Origin of the sequence: Xanthomonas sp. SI, assembly GCF_014236855.1 — a bacterium.
In the GTDB taxonomy this organism is placed as follows: Bacteria; Pseudomonadota; Gammaproteobacteria; order Xanthomonadales; family Xanthomonadaceae; genus Xanthomonas_A.
In genome coordinates, this window is the sequence record NZ_CP051261.1 from 4,418,530 (window position 1) to 4,442,938 (window position 24,409).

26 protein-coding genes are annotated in these 24,409 nt (G+C 68.3%); 6 read left to right on the forward strand and 20 right to left on the reverse strand.

Features of this window, described 5'->3' with window-relative positions; genetic code table 11:
- Positions 1-21: 21 nt before the first annotated feature.
- From atpA to HEP75_RS18705, 6 genes are all read right to left on the reverse strand, one after another.
- Complete coding sequence (gene atpA, locus HEP75_RS18680; RefSeq protein WP_185824513.1) at positions 22-1,569, reverse strand: F0F1 ATP synthase subunit alpha; 1,548 nt, start codon at positions 1,567-1,569, stop codon at positions 22-24.
- 147 nt (positions 1,570-1,716) lie between these two features.
- Positions 1,717-2,244, reverse strand: coding sequence for a F0F1 ATP synthase subunit delta (locus HEP75_RS18685; protein ID WP_179568768.1), 528 nt, complete (start codon positions 2,242-2,244; stop codon positions 1,717-1,719).
- A gap of 1 nt (position 2,245) precedes the next feature.
- Positions 2,246-2,716: a F0F1 ATP synthase subunit B gene (locus tag HEP75_RS18690; RefSeq protein WP_185821120.1), complete on the reverse strand. Its 471-nt coding sequence runs from the start codon at positions 2,714-2,716 to the stop codon at positions 2,246-2,248.
- A gap of 117 nt (positions 2,717-2,833) precedes the next feature.
- Positions 2,834-3,133, reverse strand: a complete 300-nt coding sequence (gene atpE, locus HEP75_RS18695; RefSeq protein WP_046978353.1) for a F0F1 ATP synthase subunit C — start codon at positions 3,131-3,133, stop codon at positions 2,834-2,836.
- A gap of 77 nt (positions 3,134-3,210) precedes the next feature.
- Positions 3,211-4,005, reverse strand: coding sequence for a F0F1 ATP synthase subunit A (atpB, locus tag HEP75_RS18700; protein ID WP_185821121.1), 795 nt, complete (start codon positions 4,003-4,005; stop codon positions 3,211-3,213).
- A gap of 27 nt (positions 4,006-4,032) precedes the next feature.
- Positions 4,033-4,398 (reverse strand): ATP synthase subunit I, encoded by a 366-nt coding sequence (locus HEP75_RS18705; protein ID WP_104558638.1) that lies wholly within the window; start codon positions 4,396-4,398, stop codon positions 4,033-4,035.
- A 432-nt stretch (positions 4,399-4,830) separates the two neighbouring features.
- Between HEP75_RS18705 and HEP75_RS18710 the strand changes: the two genes are divergently transcribed.
- Positions 4,831-5,658 carry a hypothetical protein gene (locus tag HEP75_RS18710; protein WP_185814068.1) on the forward strand — a complete coding sequence of 276 codons (828 nt, stop codon included), beginning with the start codon at positions 4,831-4,833 and terminating at the stop codon, positions 5,656-5,658.
- A gap of 138 nt (positions 5,659-5,796) precedes the next feature.
- On the opposite strand, the gene HEP75_RS18715 is transcribed toward HEP75_RS18710, so the two are convergent.
- From HEP75_RS18715 to aceF, 3 genes are all read right to left on the reverse strand, one after another.
- The gene (locus HEP75_RS18715; protein WP_185824514.1) at positions 5,797-6,072 is read right to left on the reverse strand and encodes a hypothetical protein; all 276 of its coding nucleotides are present in this window, start codon (positions 6,070-6,072) and stop codon (positions 5,797-5,799) included.
- Positions 6,073-6,156: 84 nt separating this feature from the next.
- Positions 6,157-7,962: a dihydrolipoyl dehydrogenase gene (gene lpdA, locus HEP75_RS18720; RefSeq protein WP_185824515.1), complete on the reverse strand. Its 1,806-nt coding sequence runs from the start codon at positions 7,960-7,962 to the stop codon at positions 6,157-6,159.
- Between the two features lie 131 nt (positions 7,963-8,093).
- Entirely contained in the window at positions 8,094-9,857 is a 1,764-nt protein-coding gene (gene aceF / locus HEP75_RS18725; RefSeq protein WP_185824516.1) for a dihydrolipoyllysine-residue acetyltransferase, read from the reverse strand.
- A 245-nt stretch (positions 9,858-10,102) separates the two neighbouring features.
- Between aceF and HEP75_RS18730 the strand changes: the two genes are divergently transcribed.
- Positions 10,103-10,861, forward strand: coding sequence for a hypothetical protein (locus HEP75_RS18730; RefSeq protein ID WP_185824517.1), 759 nt, complete (start codon positions 10,103-10,105; stop codon positions 10,859-10,861).
- Here the strand turns inward: HEP75_RS18730 and HEP75_RS18735 are convergent, their stop codons facing one another.
- On the reverse strand, positions 10,862-11,404 hold the full coding sequence (locus tag HEP75_RS18735; protein WP_185826656.1) for a DNA-deoxyinosine glycosylase: 543 nt from the start codon (positions 11,402-11,404) through the stop codon (positions 10,862-10,864). It abuts the gene before it with no gap.
- Positions 11,405-11,592: 188 nt separating this feature from the next.
- Between HEP75_RS18735 and HEP75_RS18740 the strand changes: the two genes are divergently transcribed.
- A complete protein-coding gene (locus tag HEP75_RS18740; protein WP_179568786.1) occupies positions 11,593-12,225 on the forward strand; it encodes an OmpW family outer membrane protein in 633 nt (210 codons plus the stop codon).
- A 69-nt stretch (positions 12,226-12,294) separates the two neighbouring features.
- On the opposite strand, the gene HEP75_RS18745 is transcribed toward HEP75_RS18740, so the two are convergent.
- From HEP75_RS18745 to HEP75_RS18765, 5 genes are all read right to left on the reverse strand, one after another.
- Positions 12,295-12,858 carry a DUF1453 domain-containing protein gene (locus HEP75_RS18745; protein WP_185824518.1) on the reverse strand — a complete coding sequence of 188 codons (564 nt, stop codon included), beginning with the start codon at positions 12,856-12,858 and terminating at the stop codon, positions 12,295-12,297.
- A gap of 13 nt (positions 12,859-12,871) precedes the next feature.
- Positions 12,872-13,675 (reverse strand): MetQ/NlpA family ABC transporter substrate-binding protein, encoded by an 804-nt coding sequence (locus HEP75_RS18750; protein ID WP_185824519.1) that lies wholly within the window; start codon positions 13,673-13,675, stop codon positions 12,872-12,874.
- A gap of 198 nt (positions 13,676-13,873) precedes the next feature.
- Positions 13,874-14,569 (reverse strand): methionine ABC transporter permease, encoded by a 696-nt coding sequence (locus tag HEP75_RS18755; RefSeq protein WP_185824520.1) that lies wholly within the window; start codon positions 14,567-14,569, stop codon positions 13,874-13,876.
- The gene (locus tag HEP75_RS18760; protein ID WP_185821128.1) at positions 14,566-15,573 is read right to left on the reverse strand and encodes a methionine ABC transporter ATP-binding protein; all 1,008 of its coding nucleotides are present in this window, start codon (positions 15,571-15,573) and stop codon (positions 14,566-14,568) included. Before HEP75_RS18760 ends, HEP75_RS18755 begins: the two co-directional genes overlap by 4 nt.
- A gap of 105 nt (positions 15,574-15,678) precedes the next feature.
- Complete coding sequence (locus HEP75_RS18765; RefSeq protein ID WP_185824521.1) at positions 15,679-16,575, reverse strand: DMT family transporter; 897 nt, start codon at positions 16,573-16,575, stop codon at positions 15,679-15,681.
- Between the two features lie 119 nt (positions 16,576-16,694).
- On the opposite strand from HEP75_RS18765, the gene HEP75_RS18770 reads away from it, so the two are divergent.
- Both HEP75_RS18770 and HEP75_RS18775 read left to right on the forward strand, forming a co-directional pair.
- Positions 16,695-17,177, forward strand: coding sequence for a YajQ family cyclic di-GMP-binding protein (locus tag HEP75_RS18770; RefSeq protein ID WP_179568798.1), 483 nt, complete (start codon positions 16,695-16,697; stop codon positions 17,175-17,177).
- Positions 17,178-17,247: 70 nt separating this feature from the next.
- Positions 17,248-17,796, forward strand: a complete 549-nt coding sequence (locus HEP75_RS18775) for a DUF1415 domain-containing protein (RefSeq protein ID WP_185824522.1) — start codon at positions 17,248-17,250, stop codon at positions 17,794-17,796.
- A gap of 181 nt (positions 17,797-17,977) precedes the next feature.
- Here the strand turns inward: HEP75_RS18775 and HEP75_RS18780 are convergent, their stop codons facing one another.
- Positions 17,978-18,679 carry a pseudouridine synthase gene (locus HEP75_RS18780; protein ID WP_185824523.1) on the reverse strand — a complete coding sequence of 234 codons (702 nt, stop codon included), beginning with the start codon at positions 18,677-18,679 and terminating at the stop codon, positions 17,978-17,980.
- Positions 18,676-19,749, reverse strand: coding sequence for a class I SAM-dependent methyltransferase (locus HEP75_RS18785; protein WP_185824524.1), 1,074 nt, complete (start codon positions 19,747-19,749; stop codon positions 18,676-18,678). Before HEP75_RS18785 ends, HEP75_RS18780 begins: the two co-directional genes overlap by 4 nt.
- A gap of 143 nt (positions 19,750-19,892) precedes the next feature.
- Here HEP75_RS18785 and HEP75_RS18790 point away from each other — a divergent pair, with 143 nt between their 5' ends.
- A complete protein-coding gene (locus HEP75_RS18790) occupies positions 19,893-20,156 on the forward strand; it encodes a hypothetical protein (RefSeq protein WP_185821134.1) in 264 nt (87 codons plus the stop codon).
- 414 nt (positions 20,157-20,570) lie between these two features.
- Here HEP75_RS18790 and HEP75_RS18795 read toward each other — a convergent pair whose 3' ends face one another.
- The 3 genes from HEP75_RS18795 to HEP75_RS18805 form a co-directional block, all read right to left on the reverse strand.
- On the reverse strand, positions 20,571-21,902 hold the full coding sequence (locus HEP75_RS18795; RefSeq protein ID WP_185814082.1) for a sorbosone dehydrogenase family protein: 1,332 nt from the start codon (positions 21,900-21,902) through the stop codon (positions 20,571-20,573).
- Between the two features lie 106 nt (positions 21,903-22,008).
- Complete coding sequence (locus HEP75_RS18800; RefSeq protein ID WP_185814083.1) at positions 22,009-22,299, reverse strand: DUF3247 family protein; 291 nt, start codon at positions 22,297-22,299, stop codon at positions 22,009-22,011.
- Positions 22,300-22,370: 71 nt separating this feature from the next.
- Positions 22,371-24,374, reverse strand: coding sequence for an ATP-binding protein (locus tag HEP75_RS18805; protein WP_185824525.1), 2,004 nt, complete (start codon positions 24,372-24,374; stop codon positions 22,371-22,373).
- Positions 24,375-24,409 lie beyond the last annotated feature (35 nt).

A 24,409-nucleotide genomic window follows, 5' to 3' on the forward strand; every position in this document is an offset into this window, starting at 1 on the left:
CCAATCCCAAATCCCGGCTCTTTACCAGCTGCCCGTGGTCTTGAACTCGCCGATGCCCTTCTTGAACGCCGCTTCGATCTCGCCGTTCCAGTCGCCGCTGTCGTTGACCTTGGCGATCAGCTCGCCGGCGGTGTTGGCGAAGTGCGCGTGCAGGCCTTCTTCGAACGCGCCGATCTTGTTGACCGGCACGTCGTCCAGGAAGCCTTCGTTGACCGCGTAGATCGACAGCGCCTGGTTGGCGATCGACATCGGCAGGTACTGCTTCTGCTTCATCAGTTCGGTGACGCGCTGGCCGCGCTCGAGCTGCTTGCGGGTGGCTTCGTCCAGGTCCGAGGCGAACTGCGCGAACGCCGCCAGCTCGCGGTACTGCGCCAGCGAGATGCGGATGCCGCCGGACAGCTTCTTGATGATCTTGGTCTGCGCGGCGCCGCCGACGCGCGACACCGAGATGCCGGCGTTCACTGCCGGACGGATGCCGGCGTTGAACAGGTCGGTTTCCAGGAAGATCTGGCCGTCGGTGATCGAGATCACGTTGGTCGGCACGAACGCGGACACGTCGCCGGCCTGGGTTTCGATGATCGGCAGCGCGGTCAGCGAACCGGTCTTGCCCTTCACTTCGCCGTTGGTGAACTTCTCCACGTAGTCCTCGGACACGCGCGCGGCGCGCTCCAGCAGGCGGCTGTGCAGGTAGAACACGTCGCCCGGATACGCTTCGCGGCCCGGCGGGCGCTTCAGCAGCAGCGAGATCTGGCGGTAGGCCACGGCCTGCTTGGACAGATCGTCGTACACGATCAGCGCGTCTTCGCCGCGGTCCATGAAGTACTCGCCCATGGTGCAGCCGGCGTAGGCGCTGATGTACTGCATCGCGGCCGATTCGGAGGCGGTCGCGGCGACCACGATGGTGTGCGCCAGCGCGCCGTTCTCTTCCAGCTTGCGCACGATGTTGGCGACGGTCGAGGCCTTCTGCCCGATCGCCACGTACACGCACTTGATGCCGGTGGTCTTCTGGTTGATCACCGCATCGATCGCCAGGGCGGTCTTGCCGGTCTGGCGGTCGCCGATGACCAGTTCGCGCTGGCCGCGGCCGATCGGGATCATCGCGTCGACCGACTTGTAGCCGGTCTGCACCGGCTGGTCGACCGACTTGCGCCAGATCACGCCCGGCGCCACGCGCTCCACCGGCGCGGTCGCGCTGGTGCCCAGCGGGCCCTTGCCGTCGATCGGCTCGCCCAGCGCGTTGACCACGCGGCCGAGCAGTTCCTTGCCCACCGGCACTTCCAGGATGCGGCCGGTGGTCTTGGCCACGTCGCCTTCGCGCAGGTTCTCGTAGTCGCCGAGCACCACGGCGCCGACCGAGTCGCGCTCCAGGTTCAGCGCCAGGGCGTAGGTCTCGTTCGGCAGTTCGATCATTTCGCCCTGCATCACGTCGGCCAGGCCGAAGATGCGCACGATGCCGTCGGACACGCTGGTGACCGTGCCTTCGTTGCGCGACTCCGCAGTCAGCTTGACCTGCTCGATGCGGTTCTTGATCAGTTCGCTGATTTCGGAGGGGTTGAGCGTGGTTGCCATCTTGGTTTCCTTCGGATCGTCCACCGCGCGAAGGCGGATGGCGACTTTTGGTTAGCTTCTTTGAGAATCGGGAATGGGGAATCGGGAATCGCTGGTGGCGTCGCCGCCGGGCCGGGTTCTCTTTTCTCTATTCGCCATTCCCGCTTCTTAGTGGGCCAGTGCGGATTGCAGGCGCGACAGCTTGCCTTTCAGCGAACCGTCGATGACCACGTCGCCGGCGTCGATCACCGCGCCGCCGATCAGCGAAGCGTCCACCGCCGTGGTGATCTCGACCTCGCGGCCGAAGCGCTGCTTCAGCGCCACCTTCAACGAGGCCACCTCCGCGTCGCTCAGCTGGGTGGCCGAGGTCACGTTGGCCTTGACCACGCATTCGGCCTCGGCACGCAGCTGATCGTACAGCCCGGCGATCTCGGGCAGCAGCGGCAGCCGCTGCCCTTCGGCCAGCAGGCTCAGGAAGCGCGCGTACTGCTCGTCGGCCACCTGCGGCGCCAGCAGCGCCACCGCCTGCTCGCGCTGCAGCTGCGGGTTGTGCAGCAACGCCGCCACGCGCGGATCGGCGGCGACCTGGGCGGAGAACGCCAAGGCCTGCGACCAGGGCGCGAGCTTGCCGGCATCGCTGGCCGCGGCGAACGCGGCGCGGGCATACGGACGCGCCAGTGTGAGGGCCTGGCTCATCTCAGATCTCCGCCGCCAGCTCGTCGAGCAGCGCCTTGTGGGCGTTGGCGTCGATTTCGCGCTTGAGCAGCCTTTCCGCACCGCTCACTGCCAGCAGCGACACCTGGCGACGCAGTTCTTCGCGCGCACGGTTGGCCGCGGCATCGATCTCGGCCTGGGCCAGATCCTTCTGCCGGTTGGCCTCGGCGATCGCCTCGTTCTTGGCCGCTTCGACGATCTGGTTGGCGCGCGCGTGGGCCTGGTCGATGATTTCGTTGGCCTTGACGCGTGCGTCCTTCAGCGCTTCGTTGACCTTTTCCTGCGCCTGCGCCAGATCCTTCTGGCTGCGATCGGCGGCGGCGAGGCCTTCGGCGATCTTCTGTTGGCGCTCTTCGATGGCCTTCATCAGCGGCGGCCAGATCTTGGTCGCGACGATCCAGATCAGACCGGCAAACGCCAGCGCCTGGGCAAAGAGGGTGAGACCGATATTCATTGGGTACGCTCAGCCAAAGTGACGGGGTGGACGCGCCGCCATCGCGGCGGGCGCGTCCGAACCTTCATCCGCAGCGGGGCGGCCGCATCGCTGCGGCCGTCCGCCGGTGCTACTGGATCAACCGCCCTGCGGCAGGCGCGACACGAACTCGCCGATCATCGGGTTGGCGAACGCGAACAGCAGGCCGACCGCGACGCTGATGATGAACGCGGCGTCGATCAGGCCGGCGGTGATGAACATGCGCACCTGCAGCACCGGGATCAGTTCCGGCTGGCGCGCGGCCGACTCCAGGAACTTGCCGGCCATGATGGCCAGACCGAGGCCGGCACCCAGCGCGGCCAGGCCGATCATGATGCCGACGGCGAGGACGGTGGAGCTCTGGACTTGGGCGAGGTTGGTCAGGACGGCGAAGTACATGGTTTTCTCCGAGAACAAAGTTGCTTGAGGATGGTGAATCGAACGAAGGGTTGCGTAAAACGCGTGAAGCAGAAACGTCAGTGGCTGTCTTCCGCCAGGCTCAGATACACGATGGACAGCATCATGAAGATGAAAGCCTGCAGCGGGATCACCAGCAGGTGGAACAGCATCCAGCCGAAGCCGAACGCGCCGCCGGCCAGCGCGCCGAAGATGCCGGCACCGCCCAGCACCCAGATCAGCAGGAACACGATCTCGCCGCCGAACATGTTGCCGAACAGTCGCATCGCCAGCGAGATCGGCTTGCTGACCCACTCGACGATATTGAGGATCAGGTTGAACGGCAGCATCCACTTGCCGAACGGGGCGGTCAGGAATTCCTTGGTCATCCCGCCCACGCCCTTGGAGCGCAGCGAGAAGAAGATCATCAGGAAGAACACGCTGATCGACATGCCCAGGGTGGCGTTGACGTCGGCGGTGGGCACCGGCTTCCAGTAGTGAATGCCGGCCCAGGCTAGCGGGATCGCGATGAAGTCCGCCGGGATCATCTTGATGAGGTTCATCATCAGGATCCAGAAGAACAGGGTGATCGCGATCGGGGTCACCAGCTTGCTGGTGCCGTGATAGGTGTCCTTGGCCTGGCGGTCGACGAACTCCAGCAGGATCTCCACGAACGCCTGCCACTTGCCCGGCACGCCGGCGGTGGCCTTGCGCGTGGCGATCCAGAAGCCGAACACCATCAACAGGCCGGACAGCACCGACATCACCAGGGTGTCGACGTGCACCTGCCAGAACCCGCCTTCCTGCACCTGGAAGGTGAGGTTTTGCAGGTGGTGCTGGATGTAGGAGGTAGGGGTTGCTTCCTCGCCCGCCATGAGTCCTGAGCCTTTATCGTGATTCGATCAACGTCTGGCCAGAGCCAGAACCTGGAACATCAGCCCGACGGCGATACCCGCCAACAGGGCCAGAGGAGGCAGCCGCCACCAGGCAAAGCCCAGCGCCAGTACCGCGAACACCAACACCCACTTCAGCACCATGGCCACGATCAACCGCGCCATCGCCGCACCTGCCGCCTGCACGCCACCGCTCAACGCGGTGCGTGCCGCCAGCCATCCTCCCGCCACCGTCGCCAGCCCGGTTGCGGCAGCGCCCATGGCGTACTTCGGCCCCAGCAGCAGGAACGCCAGGGAAACCACGGCCACCGCCACCAGCGGGTAAATCGCTGCGCGCAGCATCAGCCGCCGACCCGCATCAACGGAGTTCAGCACAGAAAATCCTGCAGTTGGTGGTGGGTTGAGGACGTCTTCGCGTCCGTCGAGCCGCGGAATTATAGCAATGGGACAATTTGCGAGACAACCGCCAAAGGTCGCGGCCGTCCCCCGATCGAGCCAAGCCGCCAACGATAGCACGTCGCGGACCCGCACCGCGGCCCGCATTGATGCATCGCAACAGGGATTTGCGTGGGAACTTTTCATCCCGTCCCCGGTCCGATCCTGCAGGGACTGCGCCCATCCTCGTCGATTTGCAGCGCGGACCCATGGAGCCCCGGGCGACCGGGGCTCTTCTTTTTGCCTGCGATTCTGTGACCGATGCACCTCCATACCTTCACGGATGGTGGACATGGTTTTAAGGATAGTTGCGGCACGCGGTGGCGCTCGCCATCGGCGCATCCATCCCCAGATGACGGAGCTTCGCCCCCTATGAAACATTTGCTCGCCCTTGCGTTGCCGTGCGCGCTCGCCGCCGCCTACGCCCTCCCCGCCCACGCCGAAGACACCGACGACCGCTTCACCATCCGTCTCGGCGCGATGAACGTGGACAACGACAACACCCTGCGCGGCAACACCACCATCGCCGGCAACGAGATCTCCGGCTCGCAGGACTTCGACTTCGGCGGCAAGGAATGGGAGCCGCGCGTGGACGGCATGTTCCGCATCAGCACCCGCCAACGCCTGATCTTCGACTACTTCAAGTACGACAAGGACCGCCGCGAGGAACTGGGCGAGGACCTCAGCTACGACGGCGCCACCGTGCCGGCCGGCAGCTTCGTCAAGGGCGAGCTGAAGTACCAGGTCGCCAGCCTGGTGTACGACTACTCGGTCATCGACACCCCGCAGTTCAGCCTCGGCCTGCAGATCGGCGCCGAATGGGCCAAGGTGCAGGCCAATGCCTACGCCGACCTGGGCGACCTGTATTCGGGCACCTTCATCGACGAGAGCGAGGACGGCGCCGCGCCGGTGGTCGGCGTGCGCTTCACCGCCCAGCCGAACGAGCACTGGCTGTTCAGCGCGCAGGGCCAGTACGTCAACACCAAGTGGGGCGATTTCGGCAAGTACGACGGCGACCTGAGCCGCGCCAATGCGATCGTCGAGTACCGCTTCACCCGGAACTTCGGCATCTTCGCCGGCTACGACTGGTTCAAGCTGGACGTAGACCGCGAGACCGACTCCAACTCCGCGTCGCTGACCAACGTCGGCCTGAAGCAGGAGTTCAAGGGCCCGGTGGCCGGCGTGACCTTCGCGTTCTGATCGCGCGATCTCCGTTGCACCCAGAGAAGGCCCGCCATGCGCGGGCCTTCTTGCGTCCGCAGGGAGCGCGTCGCACTACGTGCCAGCGCAGGCGCGCCGCCCAGGCGGATCGACCGGGTCGCCGCGCCGCAGCCCCCGTCACGGCAGCTTGGTGGCGCCCGCGACCAACAAGTGCTTGTGCAGTTCGCAATAGCACTCGTCGTGCCAGCCGTAGTGCGGATCGCGGCATATCGTGCGGCGCACCGCCGCGGGCAGATCGCCAATGGCGCTGCGCAGATCGTGCCGCAAGGCCACGAACACCGAGCCAGGCTCGGGCCAGTCGCTGCAGTGTGGCGGTTCCTGCATGCGGTTGCCCTGGCCAAGTTCGCGGTCCAGCAACGCCTGCAGTTCGGGGCACAGCGGCATTTCGCGCATCGGGCTCTCCACAATCGCCGCAGCGCAGACACGACGACGCCCCGCAGCGGCGGGGCGTCGTCGGCATCGCAGGCGCGAGGCGGTTTACTTCTTTTTAGGGATGTACAGGTCGGTGATGGTGCCGTCGTAGACCTCGGCGGCCATGCCGACCGACTCGCTCAGGGTCGGATGGGCGTGGATGGTGTGGCCGATGTCCTCGGCCTCCGCGCCCATCTCGATCGCCAGGCCGATCTCGGCCAGCAGGTCGCCGGCATGCACGCCGACGATGGCGCCGCCGACGATGCGGTGCGTTTCCTCGTCGAAGATCAGCTTGGTGAAGCCCTCGGTGCGGCCGATGCCGATGGCGCGGCCGCTGGCCGCCCACGGGAACTTGGCCACGCCGACCTTCAGGCCCTTGGCCTTGGCCTCGGTCTCGGTGACGCCGACCCAGGCGATCTCCGGGTTGGTGTAGGCCACCGACGGGATCACCCGCGCCACCCATTCCTTCTTCTCGCCCGCCGCCACTTCCGCGGCGAGCTTGCCCTCGTGCGTGGCCTTGTGGGCCAGCATCGGGTTGCCGACGATGTCGCCGATGGCGAAGATGTGCGGCACGTTGCTGCGCATCTGCCGATCGACCGGGATGAAGCCGCGCTCGGTGACGTTGACGCCGGCCTTCTCCGCGCCGATCTTCTTGCCGTTCGGCGAGCGGCCCACCGCGACCAGCACGCGGTCGTAGCTGGTCGCGCCCAGCGCCGGCTGCTCGCCCGCGGCCGCGGCCTCGAAGGACACGGTGATGCCCTTCTTGTCGGCCTTGACCTCGGTGGCCTTGGTCTTCAGGTAGACCTCCACGCCCTGCTTCTTCAGGCGATCGGCCAGCGGCTTGACCAGGTCCTTGTCGGCGCCCGGCATCAGCTGGTCCATGAACTCGACCACGGTGACCTTGCTGCCCAGCGCGCTGTACACGGTGGCCATTTCCAGGCCGATGATGCCGCCGCCGACCACCAGCAGGGTCTTGGGGATCTCCTGCAGCTCCAGCGCGTCGGTGGAGTCCATCACCCGCTTGTCGTCCCACGGGAAGTTCGGCAGCTTCACCGCCTGCGAACCGGCGGCGATGATGCAGTGTTCGAAACGCAGCAGTTGGGTCTTGCCGTCGGCACCGACGATCTCCAGCTCGTTGGGCGACACGAACGACGCCACGCCGGTGACGGTGCGCACCTTGCGCTGCTTGGCCATGCTGGCCAGGCCGCCGGTGAGCTTGCCGACCACGTTTTCCTTGTACGCGCGCAGCTTGTCCAGGGCGATCTTGGGCGCGCTGAAGGTCACGCCGAAGTCGCCCGCATGGGCCACCTCGTCGATCACCGCGGCCGCGTGCAGCAGCGCCTTGGACGGGATGCAGCCGACGTTGAGGCACACGCCGCCGAGGCTGGCGTAGCGCTCGATCAGCACCGTATCCAGGCCCAGGTCGGCGGCGCGGAACGCGGCGGTGTAGCCGCCGGGGCCGGCGCCGAGCACCACCATCTTGCATTCGATATCGGCCGGCTTGCCGCTGGCCAGCGCCGGCTTGGGCGCCGGCGGCTCGGCCGGGGCGCGGTGCGACGGCGCCACCGGCGGCTTGCTGGCCGGCGCCTCGGCTTTGGCCGCCGCGGGCGCAGCGGCCGGCGCGGCGCCGGCGTCCTCGGTTTCCAGCAGCGCGATCACCGCGCCCTCGGACAGGACGTCGCCGAGCTTGACCTTCAATTCCTTGATCACGCCGGCCGCCGCCGACGGCACTTCCAGCGTGGCCTTGTCCGACTCCAGGGTCAGCAGGCCCTGATCCTTCTTCACCGTGTCGCCGACGGCGACCAGCACTTCGATGACCGGAACCTCGCTGTAGTCGCCGATATCCGGGACCTTGACCTCAATGACCGCCATGCAGCTTCTCCTGTGGCCCGGCCGGCGCGCCGGCGGGCGATTGCAGTTCTACGGCGGCGCCGCGATGGACGCGGCGCACGCAGGTGGGGGAAACACGGGCCGCGCCAGGCGCGGCGCCGTTGCGGCAGGACTTACAGCAGCACGCGGCGCATGTCCGCCAGCACCTGACTCAGGTAGGTGGTGAAGCGTGCCGCGGCGGCGCCGTCGATGACCCGGTGGTCGTAGCTCAGCGACAGCGGCAACATCAGCTTCGGCGCGAACTCCTTGCCGTTCCACACCGGCTGGATCGCCGACTTGGACACGCCCAGGATCGCCACTTCCGGCGCGTTGACGATCGGCGTGAACGCGGTGCCGCCGATGCCGCCGAGCGAGCTGATCGAGAAGCAGCCGCCGCTCATCTCGGCCGGACCGAGCTTGCCGTCGCGCGCCTTCTTGGCCAGCTCGCCGCTCTCGCGCGCCAGTTCGACCACGCCCTTCTTGTCCACGTCGCGGATCACCGGCACCACCAGCCCGTTCGGGGTATCGGCGGCGAACCCGACGTGGAAGTACTTCTTCAGGGTCAGGTTCTCGCCGGCCGCATCCAGCGAGGCGTTGAAGTCGGGGAACTGCTTCAGCGCCGCGGCGCTGGCCTTGAGCAGGAAGGCGAGCATGGTCAGCTTGATGCCGGCCTTCTCGTTCTCCTTGTTCAGCGCCACGCGCAAGGCTTCCAGGTCGGTGATGTCGGCCTGCTCGAACTGGGTGACGTGCGGGATCATCGCCCAGTTGCGCGCCAGGTTGGCGCCGGAGATCTTCTTGATCCGCGACAGCGGCTTGACCTCGACCTCGCCGAACTTGGCGAAATCGACCTTGGGCCACGGCAGCAGGTTCAGACCGTTGCCGCTGCCGGCCGACGCCGCGCCGCCAGCTGCGGCGGCCGGCACGCCGCCGGCCAGCGCGGCCTTGACGTAGCGCTGCACGTCGTCCTTGGTGATGCGGCCGCCGTGCTCGGTGCCGCTGACCTGGAACAGGTCCACGCCCAGTTCGCGGGCGAACACGCGCACCGCCGGGCTGGCGTAGGGCACCTTCTGCGGCAGCACGCTGTCGGCGTTGAACTCCACCGGCGGGCTGCTCGGGGTACCGGCCGACGGCGCGGCGGCCGCCTTGGCCGGCGCCGAGGTCTGCACCTGGGCGATCTCGCGCTGCGCGAGCTTGTCCGGCGCGGCCGAGGCCGGCACCGGCTCCACTCCGCCGCCGGTCTCGGCGCTGGGCTGGATCGCGCCTGCCGCCGGCGCGTCGGCGCTGGCGCCGGCCACTTCGATCAGCGCCACGACCTTGCCCTCGGACAGGCTGTCGCCGACCTTGACCTTCAGTTCCTTGACCACGCCGGCCACCGACGAAGGCACTTCCATCGTTGCCTTGTCCGATTCCAGGGTCACCAGGCTCTGGTCCTTGGCCACGGTGTCGCCGACCGCGACCAGCACTTCGATCACCGGCACGTCGCTGTAGTCGCCGATGTCCGGCACGCGCGCCTCGACGATGCCGCCGCCGCCCGCGGCCGCCGCCGGCTTGGTCGCCTGCTGCGCGGCCGGCGCCGGCTGGGCCGGTTCCTGCTTGGCCGGCGCGGGCGCGGCCTTGGCCGCTGCCGAAGCAGGTGCGGCGGCGCTGGCGCCGTCCTCGGCCACTTCGATCAAGGCCACCAGCTTGCCTTCGGACAGGCTGTCGCCGAGTTTGACCTTCAGCTCCTTGACCACGCCGGCGAACGGCGACGGCACTTCCATCGTCGCCTTGTCCGACTCCAGGGTGACCAGGCTCTGGTCCTTCTTCACCGTGTCGCCGACCGCCACCAGCACTTCGATTACCGGGACGTCGCTGTAGTCACCGATATCGGGGACAAGTGCTTCCTTGATTTCGGCCATGCGGGCAACTCCGGCAACTAATGAGGGGGAAACCCCTATTGTGGCGGCCCGCAGCCGCAGCGCCAACCTTTGCCGGGCAAAAAAACCTGCAGCGGCCGCGCGGCGGCGCCGAGAAGCGCCGGTCTGCGGCGTTCGCGGCGGACTGTACGCCTGCGCATTGTCCCGGCGTCATCGCCGTGGCAAGCGCCGCACCGCCTTCACGGGCGCGCGCCTAGGATGCGCCGCACCCTGATCGGAGTGCCGCCATGCGTGCGTTCGTGCTGTTGATGTCGCTGGCGATGCCGCTGGTCGCCTGGTTCGCGCAACGCGGCGCGTTCGGCCCGACCAACGGCGCGGTCTCCGACCGCTACCCCACCCTGGTCGTCGCCGCCGGCTACGCGTTCGCGATCTGGGGCCCGATCTTCCTGCTCGACCTGGCCTTCGGCCTGTGGCAGCTGTCGCCGCGGCGCCGGCGCGACAGCGCGCTGGCGCAGGTGCGGCTGCCGGCGGCGCTGGGCTTCGGCCTGACCGCGCTGTGGATGCCGGTGTTCTCGCAGCAGCATTTCCTGCTGGCGCTGGCGGTGATCTGGGCGGCGCTGGGGTGCCTGGCGCTGGCCGCGCTGCGCCTGTCGCGCGATCCGCGCGCCGAGCCGTGGCAGGCGCTGTGGGCCTGGCTGCCGCTGTCGTTGCACGCCGGCTGGCTGTCGCTGGCCGCCTTCCTCAACACCGCGCAGGTGATCGTCGCCTACCGCTGGCTGTCCACCGAACACATGCTGCCGTGGAGCCTGCTGCTGTTCGCACTGGCCGCGGCGCTGCTGCTCGGCCTGAACCGGGCGATGCGCGGCAACCTGGCCTATGTCGCGGCGGCGCTGTGGGCGCTGGCCGCGGTCTACGTCAAGCAGGCCGGCAGCGGCCTGGACGGCGCGCGCAGCGCGGCCTGGGTGGCGCTGGCGCTGGCCGCGGTGCTGCTGGTGCAGACGCTGTGGCTGCGGCTGCGCGCGCCGAGGCTGCGGGCACGGCGCTGATCAGCGCTGCGCTGGCGCTGCAGGCGGCGGCATGAGCCAATCCTGCAGCGGCGCCCACGCCTGCTGCAGCCGCGACAGCGAAAACGCGGCGTTGGCCGGACTGGTCGAGGGCAGCGCCAGCACCGCCAGCGGCGGTACGCGCGGCGCCAGCTGCGGCTGCACGAAACGCGCGAACGCCTGCGCCGCCGCCGCGCCATTGCAGGCGATCGCGCGCAGCTGCGGCAATTGCGCGATGCGCGCCGGCAAGGGATTGGGCACTTCGCTACCGCGCACGATCGCCGTGTCCAGGCTGCCGCTGCGCCGGCACTGGCCGATCACGTCCCACAGCCCAACGCAGCAGGCCTGCATCGCCTGCAACCGCACTGCGTAATCCAGTCGCGGATCGAAGCCGCACAGCGCGCCCAGCAGCGGCCACAGGCGATTGCGCGGATGCGCGTAATAGCGCGCGTGCTGCAGCGACATCGCGCCGGGCATGGAGCCGAGAATCAGCACCCGGCAATCGCCGCGAATCTGCGCAGGCAAGCCTTGCAACACCGCCTGCATCGTCACGTCGCACGCATCTGGGTGAACATCGGCAAGTCTTAAAACCTCGTTATTTCAAGCATCGGACACCTGTGTCTGAACGATGCCTGGATCCATCCGGCCGAGGTCGGCGTCGATTCATCTTCTCATCGATACGGTGTGCGCGCCCACTCCTGTGGCCCCACAAAAAAAAGATTGAGGAGATTCCCATGCGGTCCATTCAAATCCTGAGCCTGGCTGTCGTTTCCGCCCTTGCGTTCGCGCCTGCCGCATTTGCGCAGGACGGCGACACCGCATCCGGCAAGCGCTTTGCCGTCGTCGGCAGCGCGACCCTGCTCGACCCCCATTCCAAGCCGGCCAACGGCCTCGACGTCGACGGCGGTCCGGCGCCGACCATCAGCGCCAGCTGGCTGATCAACGACAACTGGGCCGTCGAGCTGTGGGGCGCCGCCGACAAGTTCAACCACCGCGTCAGCGCCAGCGGCGTGGGCAAGGTCGGCACCGTCGAGCAGCAGCCGATCGCGCTGAGCGGTCAGTACCACTTCGGCCAGGCGGACAACGTGTTCCGTCCGTTCGTCGGCGTCGGTTACTACGAGTCCAACTTCAGCAACGAGAAGATCGACGGCCTGTCGGCCAGCGGCCAGCACGTCGGCCTGGACACCGCCAAGGGTGCGATCGGCACCGTCGGCGTGGACATGAACATCAACTCCACCTGGTTCGCCCGCGCCGATGCCCGCTACATGCATTCGCGTCCGGAAGTGCAGGTCGCCGGCAGTGGCACCGGCCAGGATCTGAAGCTGGATCCGTGGCTGGTCAGCTTCGGCGTCGGCGCGCGCTTCTAAGCACGCCTGCACCGCGTCACATGCAAACGGGCCTTCGGGCCCGTTTGTTTTTGTGTCGCCGCTTGGCGCTCAGCGCGGCGAGCGGTCGTAGCCGCGATAGCGATCGAAGTGGCGCACGCGGCGCCGCAACAGCCACGCATACGCGCACGCGTAGCCGAGCAACAACGCCGCGGCGCCGAGCAGGCTGGCGTGGCTCATCCATCCCTGCGCCGGCCACGCCGCGCCCTCGCTCATGCTGCGCCAGCCCTGCAGCAGGCCGGCGCCGATCCGCGCCACCACCAGCAGCGTCAAGCCCAGCACCAGCCACAGGTTCGGCGTGTAGTACAGGCCCTGCGGCAGCGGTTCGAACCGGCTCAGCCAGATGCCCAGCGCGCCCAGCGCCAGGCCCGCTACCCAGCCGATGCAGGCATACGTCGCCGCATCGGGCCACCAGTGCGTGGCGATCAGCGCGAAGCCCAGCAACACGAGGTTCGACACCAGCGCCGACCAGAACTGCACGCTGGCCAGCCACGCCCGCGCCTGGCGCCGCGAGGTGCCGTAGCGGAAGCGCTGCAACAGCGACAACGGCAACAGCACCGCGGTCACCGCCAGCGCGATCACGATCGCCAGGGGAATGGCCAGCAGCAACGGCATGCGCGCGCTCCGCTCAGAACGCCGGCAGGACGGCGCCCTGGTACTTGCGCTCGATGAAGGCCTTGACCTCGGGGCTGGTCAGCGCCTTGGCCAGCTTCTGCACGCGCGGATCGTCCTTGTTGTCGGCGCGCGCGACCAGGAAGTTCACGTACGGCGAGTCCTTGCTCTCGATCGCCAGCGCGTCGCGGGTGGGATTGAGCCCGGCGTCGAGCGCGTAGTTGGTATTGATCAGCGCCAGATCGACCTGGTCCAGCACGCGCGGCAGCATCGCCGAATCCAGTTCGCGGAATTTCAGCTGCTTCGGGTTGGCGACGATGTCGCGCTGGGTGGACAGCGCATTGCCCGGATCCTTGAGCTTGATGACACCGGCCTTGTCGAGCAGGATCAGCGCGCGGCTGTTGTTGCTGGGATCGTTGGGAATCACCACGTCGGCGCCCTGCGGCAGTTCGGCCAACGACTTGAAGCGGCGCGAATAGGCGCCGAACGGCTCGATGTGCACGCCGATCACGGTGACCAGGTCGCTCTTGCGATCGCGGTTGTAGGCATCCAGGTACGGCTCGGTCTGGAAGTAGTTCACGTCGATCTGCTTCTGCACCACCTGGTCGTTGGGCTGCACGTAGTCGTTGAACACGCGCACGTCCAGGGTCAGGCCCTCTTTCTGCAACATCGGCTTGACCACCTCCAGGATCTCCGCATGCGGCACCGCGGTGGCGGCGACGCTGAGCCGCGCGGTGTCGGTCGCGGGCGTGGACTTGCCGCAGGCGGCCAGGGCGAGCACGGCGGCGCCGAGCAGCAGACGAAGCGGGAGTTTGGTCATGGGCAGGAATCCGAGAACGTGGGGAAGAAGAGCGGCCAGGCCGCCATGCGGGCAAGCTAGCAGACCCGGGCGCTGCATGCGGCGAAGGGCCAAGGATGGCTTTTCTGTAGGAGCGGCTTCAGCCGCGACCGCTTTACCGATAGATCCGGTCGCGGCTGAAGCCGCTCCTACAGCAGTGCGATGCAAGGCACTGCGCGCTCAGCGCCGGCTGTAATGCGCGACCAGCCGATCGCCGAGCATCTGCAGCCCCTGCACCAGCAACAGCAGCACCACCACGGTGATCAGCGCCACGTCGGCGTGCGAGCGCTGGTAGCCGTCGCGATAGGCCAGGTCACCGAGCCCGCCGGAACCGATCGCGCCGCCCATCGCGGTGAAGCCGATCAGCGCGATGGTGGTCACCGTGGCGCCGGCGATCAGCCCCGGCCGCGCCTCGGGCAGCAGCACCCGCGTCACCAGCTGCCAGGTGGTCGCGCCCATCGCCAGGCTGGCCTCGACCACGCCGCGGTCCACTTCGCGCAGCGCCGTTTCCACCAGCCGCGCGTAGAACGGCGCTGCGCCCACCACCAGCGGCAGGATCGCGCCGCGCACGCCCAGCGAGGTGCCCATCGCCCACAGCGTCAGCGGGATCATCGCGATCATCAGGATGATGAACGGCACCGAGCGCAGCACGTTGATCGCCAGCGCCAGCGCGCCATACAGCACCGGCCGCTGGTGGGTCTGGCGCGGCCCGGTCAGGAACAGCAGCACGCCCAGCGGCAGGCCGATCAGCAGGGTCAGCGGCAGCGAGCCGCCGAGCATCAGCAGCGTGTCCAGCGTGGCGCGTCCGATCTCGTCCCATTTGCCGGCGTCGAGATTGCGGAAGAAGCCGCTGGCGGCGGTGGCGAACGGGATCATCGGCGCAGCTCCTCGACATGCACGCCGGCAGCGACGAACCCGGCCTGCGCCGCGTCCAGATCGCCGCCGACCAGGGCCACGGTCAGCTGGCCGTACGGGGTGTCCTTGATCCGGTCGATGCGCCCGGACAGGATGTTGTAGTCCACCGCGGTCTCGCGCGCGATGCGCCCGAGCAGCGGCGCGTAGGTGTCGCCGCCGAGGAAGGTCAGGCGCAGGATGCGCCCGGCCACCGCGGTGAAGTCGCGATGCAGTTCGCCCTCGTCCACGTGCTCGGCCTCGGACACGAAGCGGCGCGTGGTCGGATGGCGCGGATGCAGGAACACCTCGGTGACCGGCCCGCTCTCGACCAGGTGCCCGGCATCGAGCACCGCCACGCGATCGCAGACGCGGCGGATCACTTCCATCTCGTGGGTGATCAGCACGATGGTCAGGCCCAGCTCGCGGTTGATCTGCGCCAGCAGGCTCAGCACCGAGGCGGTGGTCTGCGGATCCAGCGCGCTGGTGGCCTCGTCGCACAGCAGGATCTGCGGCCCGGTGGCCAGCGCGCGGGCGATGCCGACGCGCTGCTTCTGCCCGCCCGACAGCTGCGCCGGATACTTGTTGGCGTGCTCGGCCAGGCCGACCCTGGCCAGCAGCTCGGCCACCCGCGCCTCGATCTGCGCGCGCGGCGTGCCAGCCAGTTCCAGCGGAAAGGCGACGTTGCCGGCCACGCTGCGCGAGGACAGCAGGTTGAAGTGCTGGAAGATCATGCCGATGCGCCGGCGCAGCGTGCGCAGCCCGGCACGGTCCAGCGCGGTGACGTCCTCGCCATCGATCAGCAGGCGTCCGCCGCTGGGTTCCTCGAGCCGGTTGATCAGCCGGATCAGGGTCGACTTGCCGGCGCCGGAGTGGCCGATGATGCCGAACACCTCGCCGGCCCGGATTTCCAGGTCGAGCGGATGCAAGGCCACGACCGACTGGCCGGCAACGGGATAGGACTTGTGCAGGTGCTCGAACTGGATCACCGCGCGGGGCCGGCAGCGAAGGGGGCGCAAAGCCTAGCAGGCCAGGCCTGCAGGCGTTATTCCATTCGATTCTAACGCTTGCGCTCGGAAGTCCGCGGCGGTGCGCTAGGGATGCGCCAGCGGCGGCGGACGCACGGTGGCGCGGACCCGCTCGCGATGCAGCAGGTACAGGCCGCTGGCGACGATGATCGCCGCGCCCAGCCAGGTCCAGGCGTCGGGCAGCTTGCGCCACAGCAACCAGTCCCACGGGATCACCCAGATCAGGCCGCTGTACTCCAGCGGCGCGATCAGCGAGGCGTCGCCGCGGCGGAACGCCTGGGTCAAGGCCACCTGCCCCAGCGCACCGGCCAGGCCGAGCGTGGCGATCCAGCCGGCATCGGCCAGGCGCAACGGGATCCAGGCCGGCCACGCCAGCGCGCCGGCGCCAAGCGCCATGATCAGCAGGAACCAGACCACCAGCGACTGCGGCGTCTCGGTGCGCGCCAGCAGGCTGACCAGCACCGCCGCGAGCGCATAGGCGGTGGCCGCCAGCAGCACCATCAACCCCGGCAGCGACACGAAGCCGCCCACGCCGGGGCGCAGCACCACCAGCACCCCGACCAGGCCGACGCCGATCGCGGCCCAGCGCCGCGGGCCGACCTGTTCGCCCAGCAGCGGCACCGACAGCGCCGTCACCAGCAGCGGCGCGACGAAGTAGATGGTGTAGGCGGTGGACAGCGGCAGGCTGCGCAGCGCCCAGGCGAAGCAGCCGATCATCGCGATGCCGAGCACGCCGCGCAGCAGATGCAGGCCCCAGCGCACCGGCAGGATCGAACGCGGGCCGGCGGTGGCCAGCACCCACAGCAGCACGAACGGCAGCGAGGCGCCGCCGCGCAGCGTGGCCACCTGCAGCGCCGGATAGTGCGCGGTCAGCAGCTTCATCGCCGCATCCATCAGCGCGAAGCAGGCGACCGCCGCGATCATCCAGGCGGCGGCCGCGGCGTTGGAACGGGAGGTGGGCATGCGCGGATTATCGCCGCGATCGCACGCGCCGCCCAGCGACGGCACCGCGCCGGCACCGCGACGGCAGCGGCGCTGCGGCGAGATCGGTAGGATATGGCGTCTTTCCCCGAGGAACTGCCATGCCTTCCTTCGACGTCGTCTCCGAAATCGACAAGCACGAACTGACCAATGCCATCGACCAGGCGAACCGCGAGCTGTCGACCCGCTTCGATTTCAAGGGCGTGGAGGCCAGCTTCGAGCTCGACGACCAGGTCATCAACCAGGCCGCGCCGAGCGACTTCCAGGTCAAGCAGATGACCGACATCCTGCGCGCGCGGCTGATCGCGCGCGGCATCGACGTGCGCTGCCTGGAATTCGGCGACGTGGAAACCAACCTGGCCGGCGCGCGGCAGAAGGTCACGGTCAAGCAGGGCATCGAGCAGAAGCTGGCCAAGAAGATCGTCGCGACGATCAAGGACGCCAAGCTCAAGGTCGAAGCGCAGATCAACGGCGACAAGCTGCGCATCAGCGGCAAGAAGCGCGACGACCTGCAGGACGTGATGGCGCTGCTGAAGAAGAGCGATTTCGAGCTGCCGCTGCAGTTCGAGAATTTCCGCGACTGAGTCGCCCGCGGCGATATGCGCCGCAGCCGCTTGGCCCAATCGCCGCCCGCCCTCGCCCGCCGGAATCGCCTTGAACGACCTCGACCCCACCGCCGACCCGATCGCGCTGACCCGCCAATGGCTGGAACGCGCGGTGATCGGATTGAACCTGTGCCCGTTCGCCAAGGCGGTGCACGTCAAGCAGCAGATCCGCTACGTGCTCAGCGACGCGACCACGCCCGAGGCCTTGCTGGAAGAGTTGAGCGAGGAACTGCTGTTGCTGCGCGACACGCCGGCCGAGCAGATCGACACCACCCTGATCGTGCATCCGCAGGTGCTGGGCGATTTCCTGGACTACAACGATTTCCTGGACAACGCCGACGCCGCGGTCGAAGCGCTGGACCTGCACGGCATCCTGCAGGTGGCCAGCTTTCATCCGCACTACCAGTTCGCCGGCACCGCGCCGGACGACATCGGCAACTACACCAACCGCGCGCCCTTCCCCACCTTGCACCTGCTGCGCGAGGACAGCGTCGAACGCGCCGTGGCCGCGTTCCCGGACGCGGACGTGATCGTGGAGCGCAATCTGCAGACGTTGGAGACACTGGGATTGGACGGCTGGAAGAAGCTGTTCGCGTGACACGCCGAGCGCACCCGGATTCCTGATCCCTGTAGGAGCGGCTTCAGCCGCGACAGGCATTACCAGTGATGCTTGTCGCGGCTGAAGCCGCTCCTACAAACGCTGCCGCGCACTGCAACTATTCGGGGCTACATCGCACCAAGCAGCAAACCGGTTTTTCCAAATCCCGATTCCCGGCTCCTCAACCAAACACCCGCCCCAGATCCGCCGCATCCAGCGCGCGCCACTGCCCGGCCGGCAAGGTCTCGTCCAGGGCGAAGCCGCCGATACGGCTGCGGTGCAAGCTCGCCACGTGGTTGCCGACCGCGGCAAACATGCGCCGCGCCTGGTGGTAGCGGCCTTCGTACAGGGTGATGCGTGCCTGGCGCGGGCCCAGCACCTCCAGCTCCACCGGCAGCAGCGGCGTGGTCTCGCCGTCCAGCAGCAGGGTGCCGCTGGCGAACTGCGCCGCCTCGTCGCCGCGCAGGTCCTCGGCCAGGGTCGCTTCGTAGACCTTGGCCAGCTGCGATTTCGGCGAGACGATGCGGTGCAGCAGTGCGCCGTCGTCGGTCATCAGCAGCAGGCCGCTGGTGTCGCGGTCCAGCCGCCCGACCGTGGACAGCAGCGGCGAGCGCAGGCGGAAGCGCGGCGGTAGCAGGTCGTAGACGATGCGGCCCGGATCCTTGGTCGAGCAGGTGTAGCCGACCGGCTTGTGCAGCGCCAGGATCAGCCCCGGCGGCGGGTCCAGCGCCTCGCCGTCGACCCGGATCGCGGCATGCTCGACCTGGTCGTCGGCGTACAGCACCTCGCCGTCGGCGTCGGTGATGAGGCCTTCGCGGAACATCTGGGTGACCTGCTTGCGGCTGCCGTAGCCCAGGTTGGCCAGGTGTTTGACCAGCTTCACCGGCGCACCGTGGCGCGGGCGCGCACCGCCTGGATCAGCTTGAAGCCGTCGCGGGTGGCGATCACGCTGGTGTCGCCGAAGCTGGCGTCGAGCACCGCCTCGTACGGCAGGTGCCGGTTTGCGACCAGATACAGCTTGCCGCCGGGCTTGAGCGCCTGCGCGGCCACGGCGATGAAGCGGCGGCCGATGTCCGGGCGCTCCATCCGCCCCGGCGCGTGGAACGGCGGATTGGTGACGATGAAGTCGTACTGCGCCGGCAGCCCGGCGGTCACGTCGTGCCAGTGGTAGCCGATCTCCACCGCGGCCGGCGCCTGCGCCAGGTTCGACCGCGCCAGCGCCAGCGCGCGCGCATCGGCTTCGAACAGGTCCAGCGCGGCGATCTTCGGGCAACGTGCCAGCAATTCCGCCGACAGATAGCCATAGCCGGCGCCGAGGTCGGCCCCGCGGCCGGCCAGGTCGGCCGGCAGGTGCTCGGCCAGCAGCGCCGAGGCAGGATCGATGCGGTCCCAGGCGAACACGCCGGGGCGGCTGCGGAAACGCCCGTCCAGGATCGGCCGCGCCGCGTCGAGCTTGGCCCAGCGCTGCTGCAGCGCGGCGTCGTGGCCGCCGTGCAGCGGCGCGGTCCAGTACACGCGGCAGTGGTGCTTGGTCAGCTTGCCGCCGAGGCCGGCCAGCTGCTGCAGGTCGTCCTCGCCGGAGCGGGCGCCCTCGTTGTTGGACTGGCAGGCCACCACCACCCCGCCCGGCGCGGCTAGCGCCAGCGCACGCGCCAGCAGCGCCCGCGCCTCGTCGCGTTGGCGCGGCGGCAGCACCAGCACCAGCGCATAGCCGCCGGCATCGTCGTGATCGTCGGCATCCTCGGCGCGGACCTGCCAGCCGCCCTGCTCCAGGGCGGTGGCGAACGGACGGTAGCCCTGTTCACAGACCAGTTGCGCCGGCTGCGCGTGCTGGCGCAACGCCCAGCCGTCGCGCGCGCGCAGGAACAGCACCTTGCCGGCCGGCCAGCGCAGCGCGCCTTGGGCGAAGGGCAGGAACAGGGTATCGAGGGGAGCGTCTTGCAGAGCCGGCATCGGGATCGGAATCGGTCGGGGAGCGCGCATTCTACCGGCAGCCCGGCGCCGGCCCGGTTTTGCGCCAAGTGAACGCATCATTGATGCAATGGCAACATCGCCGCGCCTAGGCTGCAGGTCAACCCGGACGGATGGAGTGGCATATGCGCGCAGTGTTCATCGGTGGCGTCGTCGACAACAGCGAAGTGGATCTGGAAGGCAGCCAACCGCCGCTGCACTATCCGGAAAACACCGGCACCGGACGCCCGCGCTACCGCCTGCACCAGCGCGGCGCGCGCGACGACGGCAGCGTCGTATACGCGGTCTATGCCGCGCCGGAATTGGGCGACACCGAGGTGGAGCGCGTGTTCAACGAGCGCGGCTACGCACGCCGCTTCGGGGTGGAACCTGCGCCGGTGGAGCATTAAGCGCAGGCGGGGCCTTCGGATCGGTTAGCGCGGCGCTTCGCCTGAATTGACCGTTCCATCCAGATGCAAACAACTCTGGGAGCGACTTCGGTCGCGACGGGCGCTATAGATAAGGCCCGTCGCGACCGAAGTCGCTCCCACATGAATATTTCGACCTAGGGCGGATTGCCCCAAGGCAAGGCGGTTGCGGCGAATTGGCCTTCAAGGCCGCGGTAGCTCGCGAGACCACTTGGAAGCTGCTTCCTACGGATGCAGCTAGTCCTCGCCCGCCGAGATGGCTGCAAACCCACAACTCGTACATCCAACCCAGCGCCTGAGTGGACATCAACGAAGACACCGGCGATCGGCGGCGCAGCAAGCGACGACCTGTCGCGCCGTCTGGCTCTGAGAGAGCCAAGCGGCACGACTACTCGATTACGGCCCGGCCTTCGGCGTCACCCGCCAGATCACGTTGCCGACATCGTCGGCCACCAGCAGCGCGCCGGGCTTGTCCACCGCCACGCCGACCGGGCGGCCCTGGGCCTTGCCTTCGGCGTCGAGGAAGCCGGTCAGCACGTCCTGCGCCTTGCCGCTCGGCTTGCCGTTGGCGAAGGGCACATAGACCACTTTGTAGCCGGACGGCGGATCGCGGTTCCAGGAGCCGTGCTGGCCGATGAAGGCGCCGCCCTGGTAGGCCTGCGGCAGCAGCGCGCCTTCGTAGAAGGTCAGGCCCAGCGAGGCGGTGTGTGCGCCCAGCGCGTAATCGGGCTTGATCGCGCTGGCCACCATCTCCGCATTCTGCGGCTGCACGCGTTCGTCCACGTGCTGGCCGTAGTAGCTGTATGGCCAGCCGTAGAAGCCGCCTTCGCGTACCGAAGTCAGATAATCGGGCACCAGATCGCTGCCGATCTCGTCGCGCTCGTTGACCACCACCCACAGCGTGTCCGCGCCGGGCTGCCAGGCCAGGCCCACCGGATTGCGCAGGCCGCTGGCGAACACCCGGGTGGCGCCGCTGTGCGCGTCCACTTCCAGGATCGCGGCGCGATTGAGTTCGGCGTCCATGCCGTTCTCGGCGACGTTGCTGTTGGAGCCCACGCCGACGTAGAGCTTGTTGCCGTCGCGACTGGCCAGCAGGCTCTTGGTCCAGTGATGGTTGATGCCGCCGGGCAGGTTGGCGACGAAACTCGGCGCGGCGCTGATCTGGGTGTCGCCGTCCTTGTACGGGAAACTGACCAGCGCGTCGGCATTGGCGACGTACAGGCGGTCGCCGACCAGGGCGATGCCGAACGGCGAATACAGGCCCTTGAGGAATTGCGTGCGCACCTCCGCCACGCCGTCGCCATCGGCGTCGCGCAGCAAGGTGATGCGGTTGGCGCTGGGCACGGTGGAACCGGCCTTGGCCATCATCGCGCCCTGGATCTTGTCGCGCAGGCCGCTGCTCTCTTTTTCCGGCGCCGGCGGCGCGGCGGTCTCGGCCACCAGCACGTCGCCATTGGGCAGCACGTACAGCCAGCGCGGATGGTCCAGATCGCGGGCGAAGGCCTGCACCGCCAGGCCGGCGGCCGGCACCGGCGCGGCGCCTTCGGCCCAGCGCTTGACCTCAGCGACCTTCACCGTGGGGATCATGCGCTTGACCGGATCGGGCAGCACCGGATCGGGCCCCATCCCATCCTCGATGGAATGCTTGGCGGTATCGCCACAAGCGCTCAACGCGGCAGCGGACAGGAGACACAGTGCCCAACGGGCCGGGGACGAGGGAAGGCGCATCGCTGCTCAACTCTCCAGGGTGGCGACAGGACCACCGATGATGCACAGCGCGCGCTCGGCAAACGTGAAATAGATGTCAAATGCCGTTACGCGTCGCCCGCCGCGCTCATGAGGTCGGCGTCAATGGCTCGATCTCGCGGATGCGGTCCAGCCAGATGTAGTGCTGCTGCTCCGGATGCAGCAGGTCGTCCAGACGCACCACGCCGTTGATGCCTTCATGCTCCTCGTGATCGCGAAAGGTCTGCAAGGTGGGACGCACCGAGACCGTGCCGCTGACCTGGCTGCCATCGACCAAGCGCAAAAGCACCTGCGCCTGGTCCGGCAATTTCGGCAGCCATGCCTGCAATGCGGCGATGGCCTCGGGATCGGTATGCACCGCGTCGGCGTACTTGCTCATGCGCATCTCCAGCGAGGGAAAACCCGCACGCTAGCGGCCATCGCGTGAATGCACGGGAAAAAACGCCGCGGTTATTCCTGCCGCGCGAAACGCACCGCGGACACCAACTGCGCCACGCTGTACGGCTTGGCCAGATGCTCCTGGAAACCGGACTGCAGGGCGCGCTGGCGATCGTCGTCGCGCGCCAGCGCGGTCACCGCCACCGCCGGCAACTCGGCCGCCTGCAGGCCCATGTTCTCGCGGATCGTGCGGATCAGGCCGTAGCCGTCCATGCCCGGCATGCCGATATCGGTGACCATCACGTCGATGCGGGTGTGGCCGCCATCGTCGAGCACCGCCAACGCTTCGCTGGCGGAACCGGCTGCAACCACCTCGGCGCCCTGCTCTTCCAGCAGCCGCCGCAGGTATTCGAGCATGTCCGGCTGGTCTTCCACCGCCAGCAGGCGCATGCCCTTCAGCGCATACGCTTCCACAACCTGTTCAGCCATCGCAAACGCGCGCACCTCGCGCAACGGCCGCTTGCCCGGCGTGTCGCGGTGCAACGGCAGGCGCACGGTGAACACCGCACCGCAGCCGCGGCCCTCGCTGGCCGCACTGACCTGGCCGCCATGCATTTCCACCAGCTGCTGCACGATCGCCAGGCCCAGGCCGAGCCCGCCGTGCAGACGCGTGGTGGTGCCGTCGGCCTGGCGGAAACGGCCGAACAGGTGCGGCAGGAAATCCGCTGGAATGCCATCGCCGGAATCGCGCACCGCCACCGTCACGTGCTCGCCATCGGCATCGAGGTCGATCGCCAGTTCGATCCGCCCATGCGCCGGGGTGAACTTGATCGCGTTCGACAACAGATTCCAGAACACCTGCTGCAGGCGCGTGGCATCGCCCAGCACCAGGCACGGCTGCGCCGGCTCGCGCAGGCTCAACGCCTGGTCCTTGCCTTCGGCCACCGGCTCCTGCGCACGCAGCGCCTCGCGCACCTGTTCGGTCAGGTCCAGCGTCTCGATTTCCAGCTGCACCTTGCCCAGCAGCATGCTGCTCAGGTCGAGCATGTCCGAGATCAGCCGTTGCTGCGCGCGCGCGCTGCTGGCGATCACCGACAAGCCCTTGTTGCTCGGATCGCCCGGCGGCAGCCGCTGCAGCAGCAGGTCGCTCCAGCCCAGGATGGTGGTCAACGGCGTGCGCAGCTCGTGCGACAGCGTGGCCAGGAATTCGTCCTTCAGCCGCGCCATGCTCTCGGCGGCATTGCGCGCGCTGCGCTCCGATTCCAGCAACTGCTCGCGGGCCAGTTCGATGTCGCGGCGCTCGGTGACGTCCGGGCTGCTGCCGGCCAGGCCGATGAACTCGCCCTCGGCCGAATAGCGCGGCACCGCGGTCATCTCCACCCAGCGCCATGCGCCGTCGTGGCGGCGCGCGCGCACCAGCGCGCGCAGGTTGCGTTGTTCGTCCAGCGCGCTGCGCAACTCGAAGGCGAACACGCCGGCGTCCTGTGGATGCAGCACATCGCCCCAGCCCGGCCGCGCCTCGTCGGCCTGCAGGTCGATGCCGAAGAATTCGGCGTAGGCGGTATTGGTGAAACGCAACTGGCCGGTGGCGTCCAGCACCCAGACCGGCATCGGCAGGCCTTCGGCGAGCGCACTGAAACGCGCCTCGCTCTCGGCCAGGTCGCGCTCCACGCGCTTGCGTTCGGTGATGTCGAGGAACTGCACGGCGACCAGGTGCCGTTCCGGCGCACCGACGCGGAACGCATCCACCGCCCACCAGCGGCCCAGCGCGGATGCGTAGTTCTCGAACTTGGCCGAGCGCCCGCTCAGCGCGACCTCGCCGTACACGCGGAACCAGTGGTCCTCGTGGGTTGGCGACAGCTCGCGCATGCGCCGGCCGATCACGTCGCGCATGCCGGTCTCGCGCTCGAACGCCCGATTGACCTCCAGGAACACGTAATCGACCGCGCGTTGCGTGTCGTCGAACAGCACCTGCACCACACAGAAACCGGAGTCGATCTTGTCGAAGATCTCGCGGTAGTTCAGGCCCGACGCCTGCGTGGGCGACGTGGAAGAAGATTCGGTGCTGACATGCATGCGGGAATTTGCTCTGGAGACGGCCTGCGGTGGCA

Bases quoted from the DNA above. Each gene is read 5' to 3' on its own strand.
- HEP75_RS18785 (WP_185824524.1), bottom strand. From the start codon at position 19,749: ATGCCGGCTCTGCAAGACGCTCCCCTCGATACCCTGTTCCTGCCCTTC.
- atpE (WP_046978353.1), bottom strand. From the start codon at position 3,133: ATGTACTTCGCCGTCCTGACCAACCTCGCCCAAGTCCAGAGCTCCACC.
- HEP75_RS18755 (WP_185824520.1), bottom strand. From the start codon at position 14,569: ATGATCCCGTTCGCCACCGCCGCCAGCGGCTTCTTCCGCAATCTCGAC.
- HEP75_RS18750 (WP_185824519.1), bottom strand. From the start codon at position 13,675: ATGACCAAACTCCCGCTTCGTCTGCTGCTCGGCGCCGCCGTGCTCGCC.
- HEP75_RS18740 (WP_179568786.1), top strand. From the start codon at position 11,593: ATGCGGTCCATTCAAATCCTGAGCCTGGCTGTCGTTTCCGCCCTTGCG.
- aceF (WP_185824516.1), bottom strand. From the start codon at position 9,857: ATGGCCGAAATCAAGGAAGCACTTGTCCCCGATATCGGTGACTACAGC.
- lpdA (WP_185824515.1), bottom strand. From the start codon at position 7,962: ATGGCGGTCATTGAGGTCAAGGTCCCGGATATCGGCGACTACAGCGAG.
- HEP75_RS18745 (WP_185824518.1), bottom strand. From the start codon at position 12,858: ATGCCGTTGCTGCTGGCCATTCCCCTGGCGATCGTGATCGCGCTGGCG.
- HEP75_RS18800 (WP_185814083.1), bottom strand. From the start codon at position 22,299: ATGAGCAAGTACGCCGACGCGGTGCATACCGATCCCGAGGCCATCGCC.
- HEP75_RS18790 (WP_185821134.1), top strand. From the start codon at position 19,893: ATGCGCGCAGTGTTCATCGGTGGCGTCGTCGACAACAGCGAAGTGGAT.
- HEP75_RS18710 (WP_185814068.1), top strand. From the start codon at position 4,831: ATGAAACATTTGCTCGCCCTTGCGTTGCCGTGCGCGCTCGCCGCCGCC.
- HEP75_RS18735 (WP_185826656.1), bottom strand. From the start codon at position 11,404: ATGCAGGCGGTGTTGCAAGGCTTGCCTGCGCAGATTCGCGGCGATTGC.
- HEP75_RS18690 (WP_185821120.1), bottom strand. From the start codon at position 2,716: ATGAATATCGGTCTCACCCTCTTTGCCCAGGCGCTGGCGTTTGCCGGT.
- HEP75_RS18805 (WP_185824525.1), bottom strand. From the start codon at position 24,374: ATGCATGTCAGCACCGAATCTTCTTCCACGTCGCCCACGCAGGCGTCG.
- HEP75_RS18730 (WP_185824517.1), top strand. From the start codon at position 10,103: ATGCGTGCGTTCGTGCTGTTGATGTCGCTGGCGATGCCGCTGGTCGCC.
- HEP75_RS18765 (WP_185824521.1), bottom strand. From the start codon at position 16,575: ATGCCCACCTCCCGTTCCAACGCCGCGGCCGCCGCCTGGATGATCGCG.
- atpA (WP_185824513.1), bottom strand. From the start codon at position 1,569: ATGGCAACCACGCTCAACCCCTCCGAAATCAGCGAACTGATCAAGAAC.
- HEP75_RS18770 (WP_179568798.1), top strand. From the start codon at position 16,695: ATGCCTTCCTTCGACGTCGTCTCCGAAATCGACAAGCACGAACTGACC.
- HEP75_RS18715 (WP_185824514.1), bottom strand. From the start codon at position 6,072: ATGCGCGAAATGCCGCTGTGCCCCGAACTGCAGGCGTTGCTGGACCGC.
- atpB (WP_185821121.1), bottom strand. From the start codon at position 4,005: ATGGCGGGCGAGGAAGCAACCCCTACCTCCTACATCCAGCACCACCTG.
- HEP75_RS18685 (WP_179568768.1), bottom strand. From the start codon at position 2,244: ATGAGCCAGGCCCTCACACTGGCGCGTCCGTATGCCCGCGCCGCGTTC.
- HEP75_RS18795 (WP_185814082.1), bottom strand. From the start codon at position 21,902: ATGCGCCTTCCCTCGTCCCCGGCCCGTTGGGCACTGTGTCTCCTGTCC.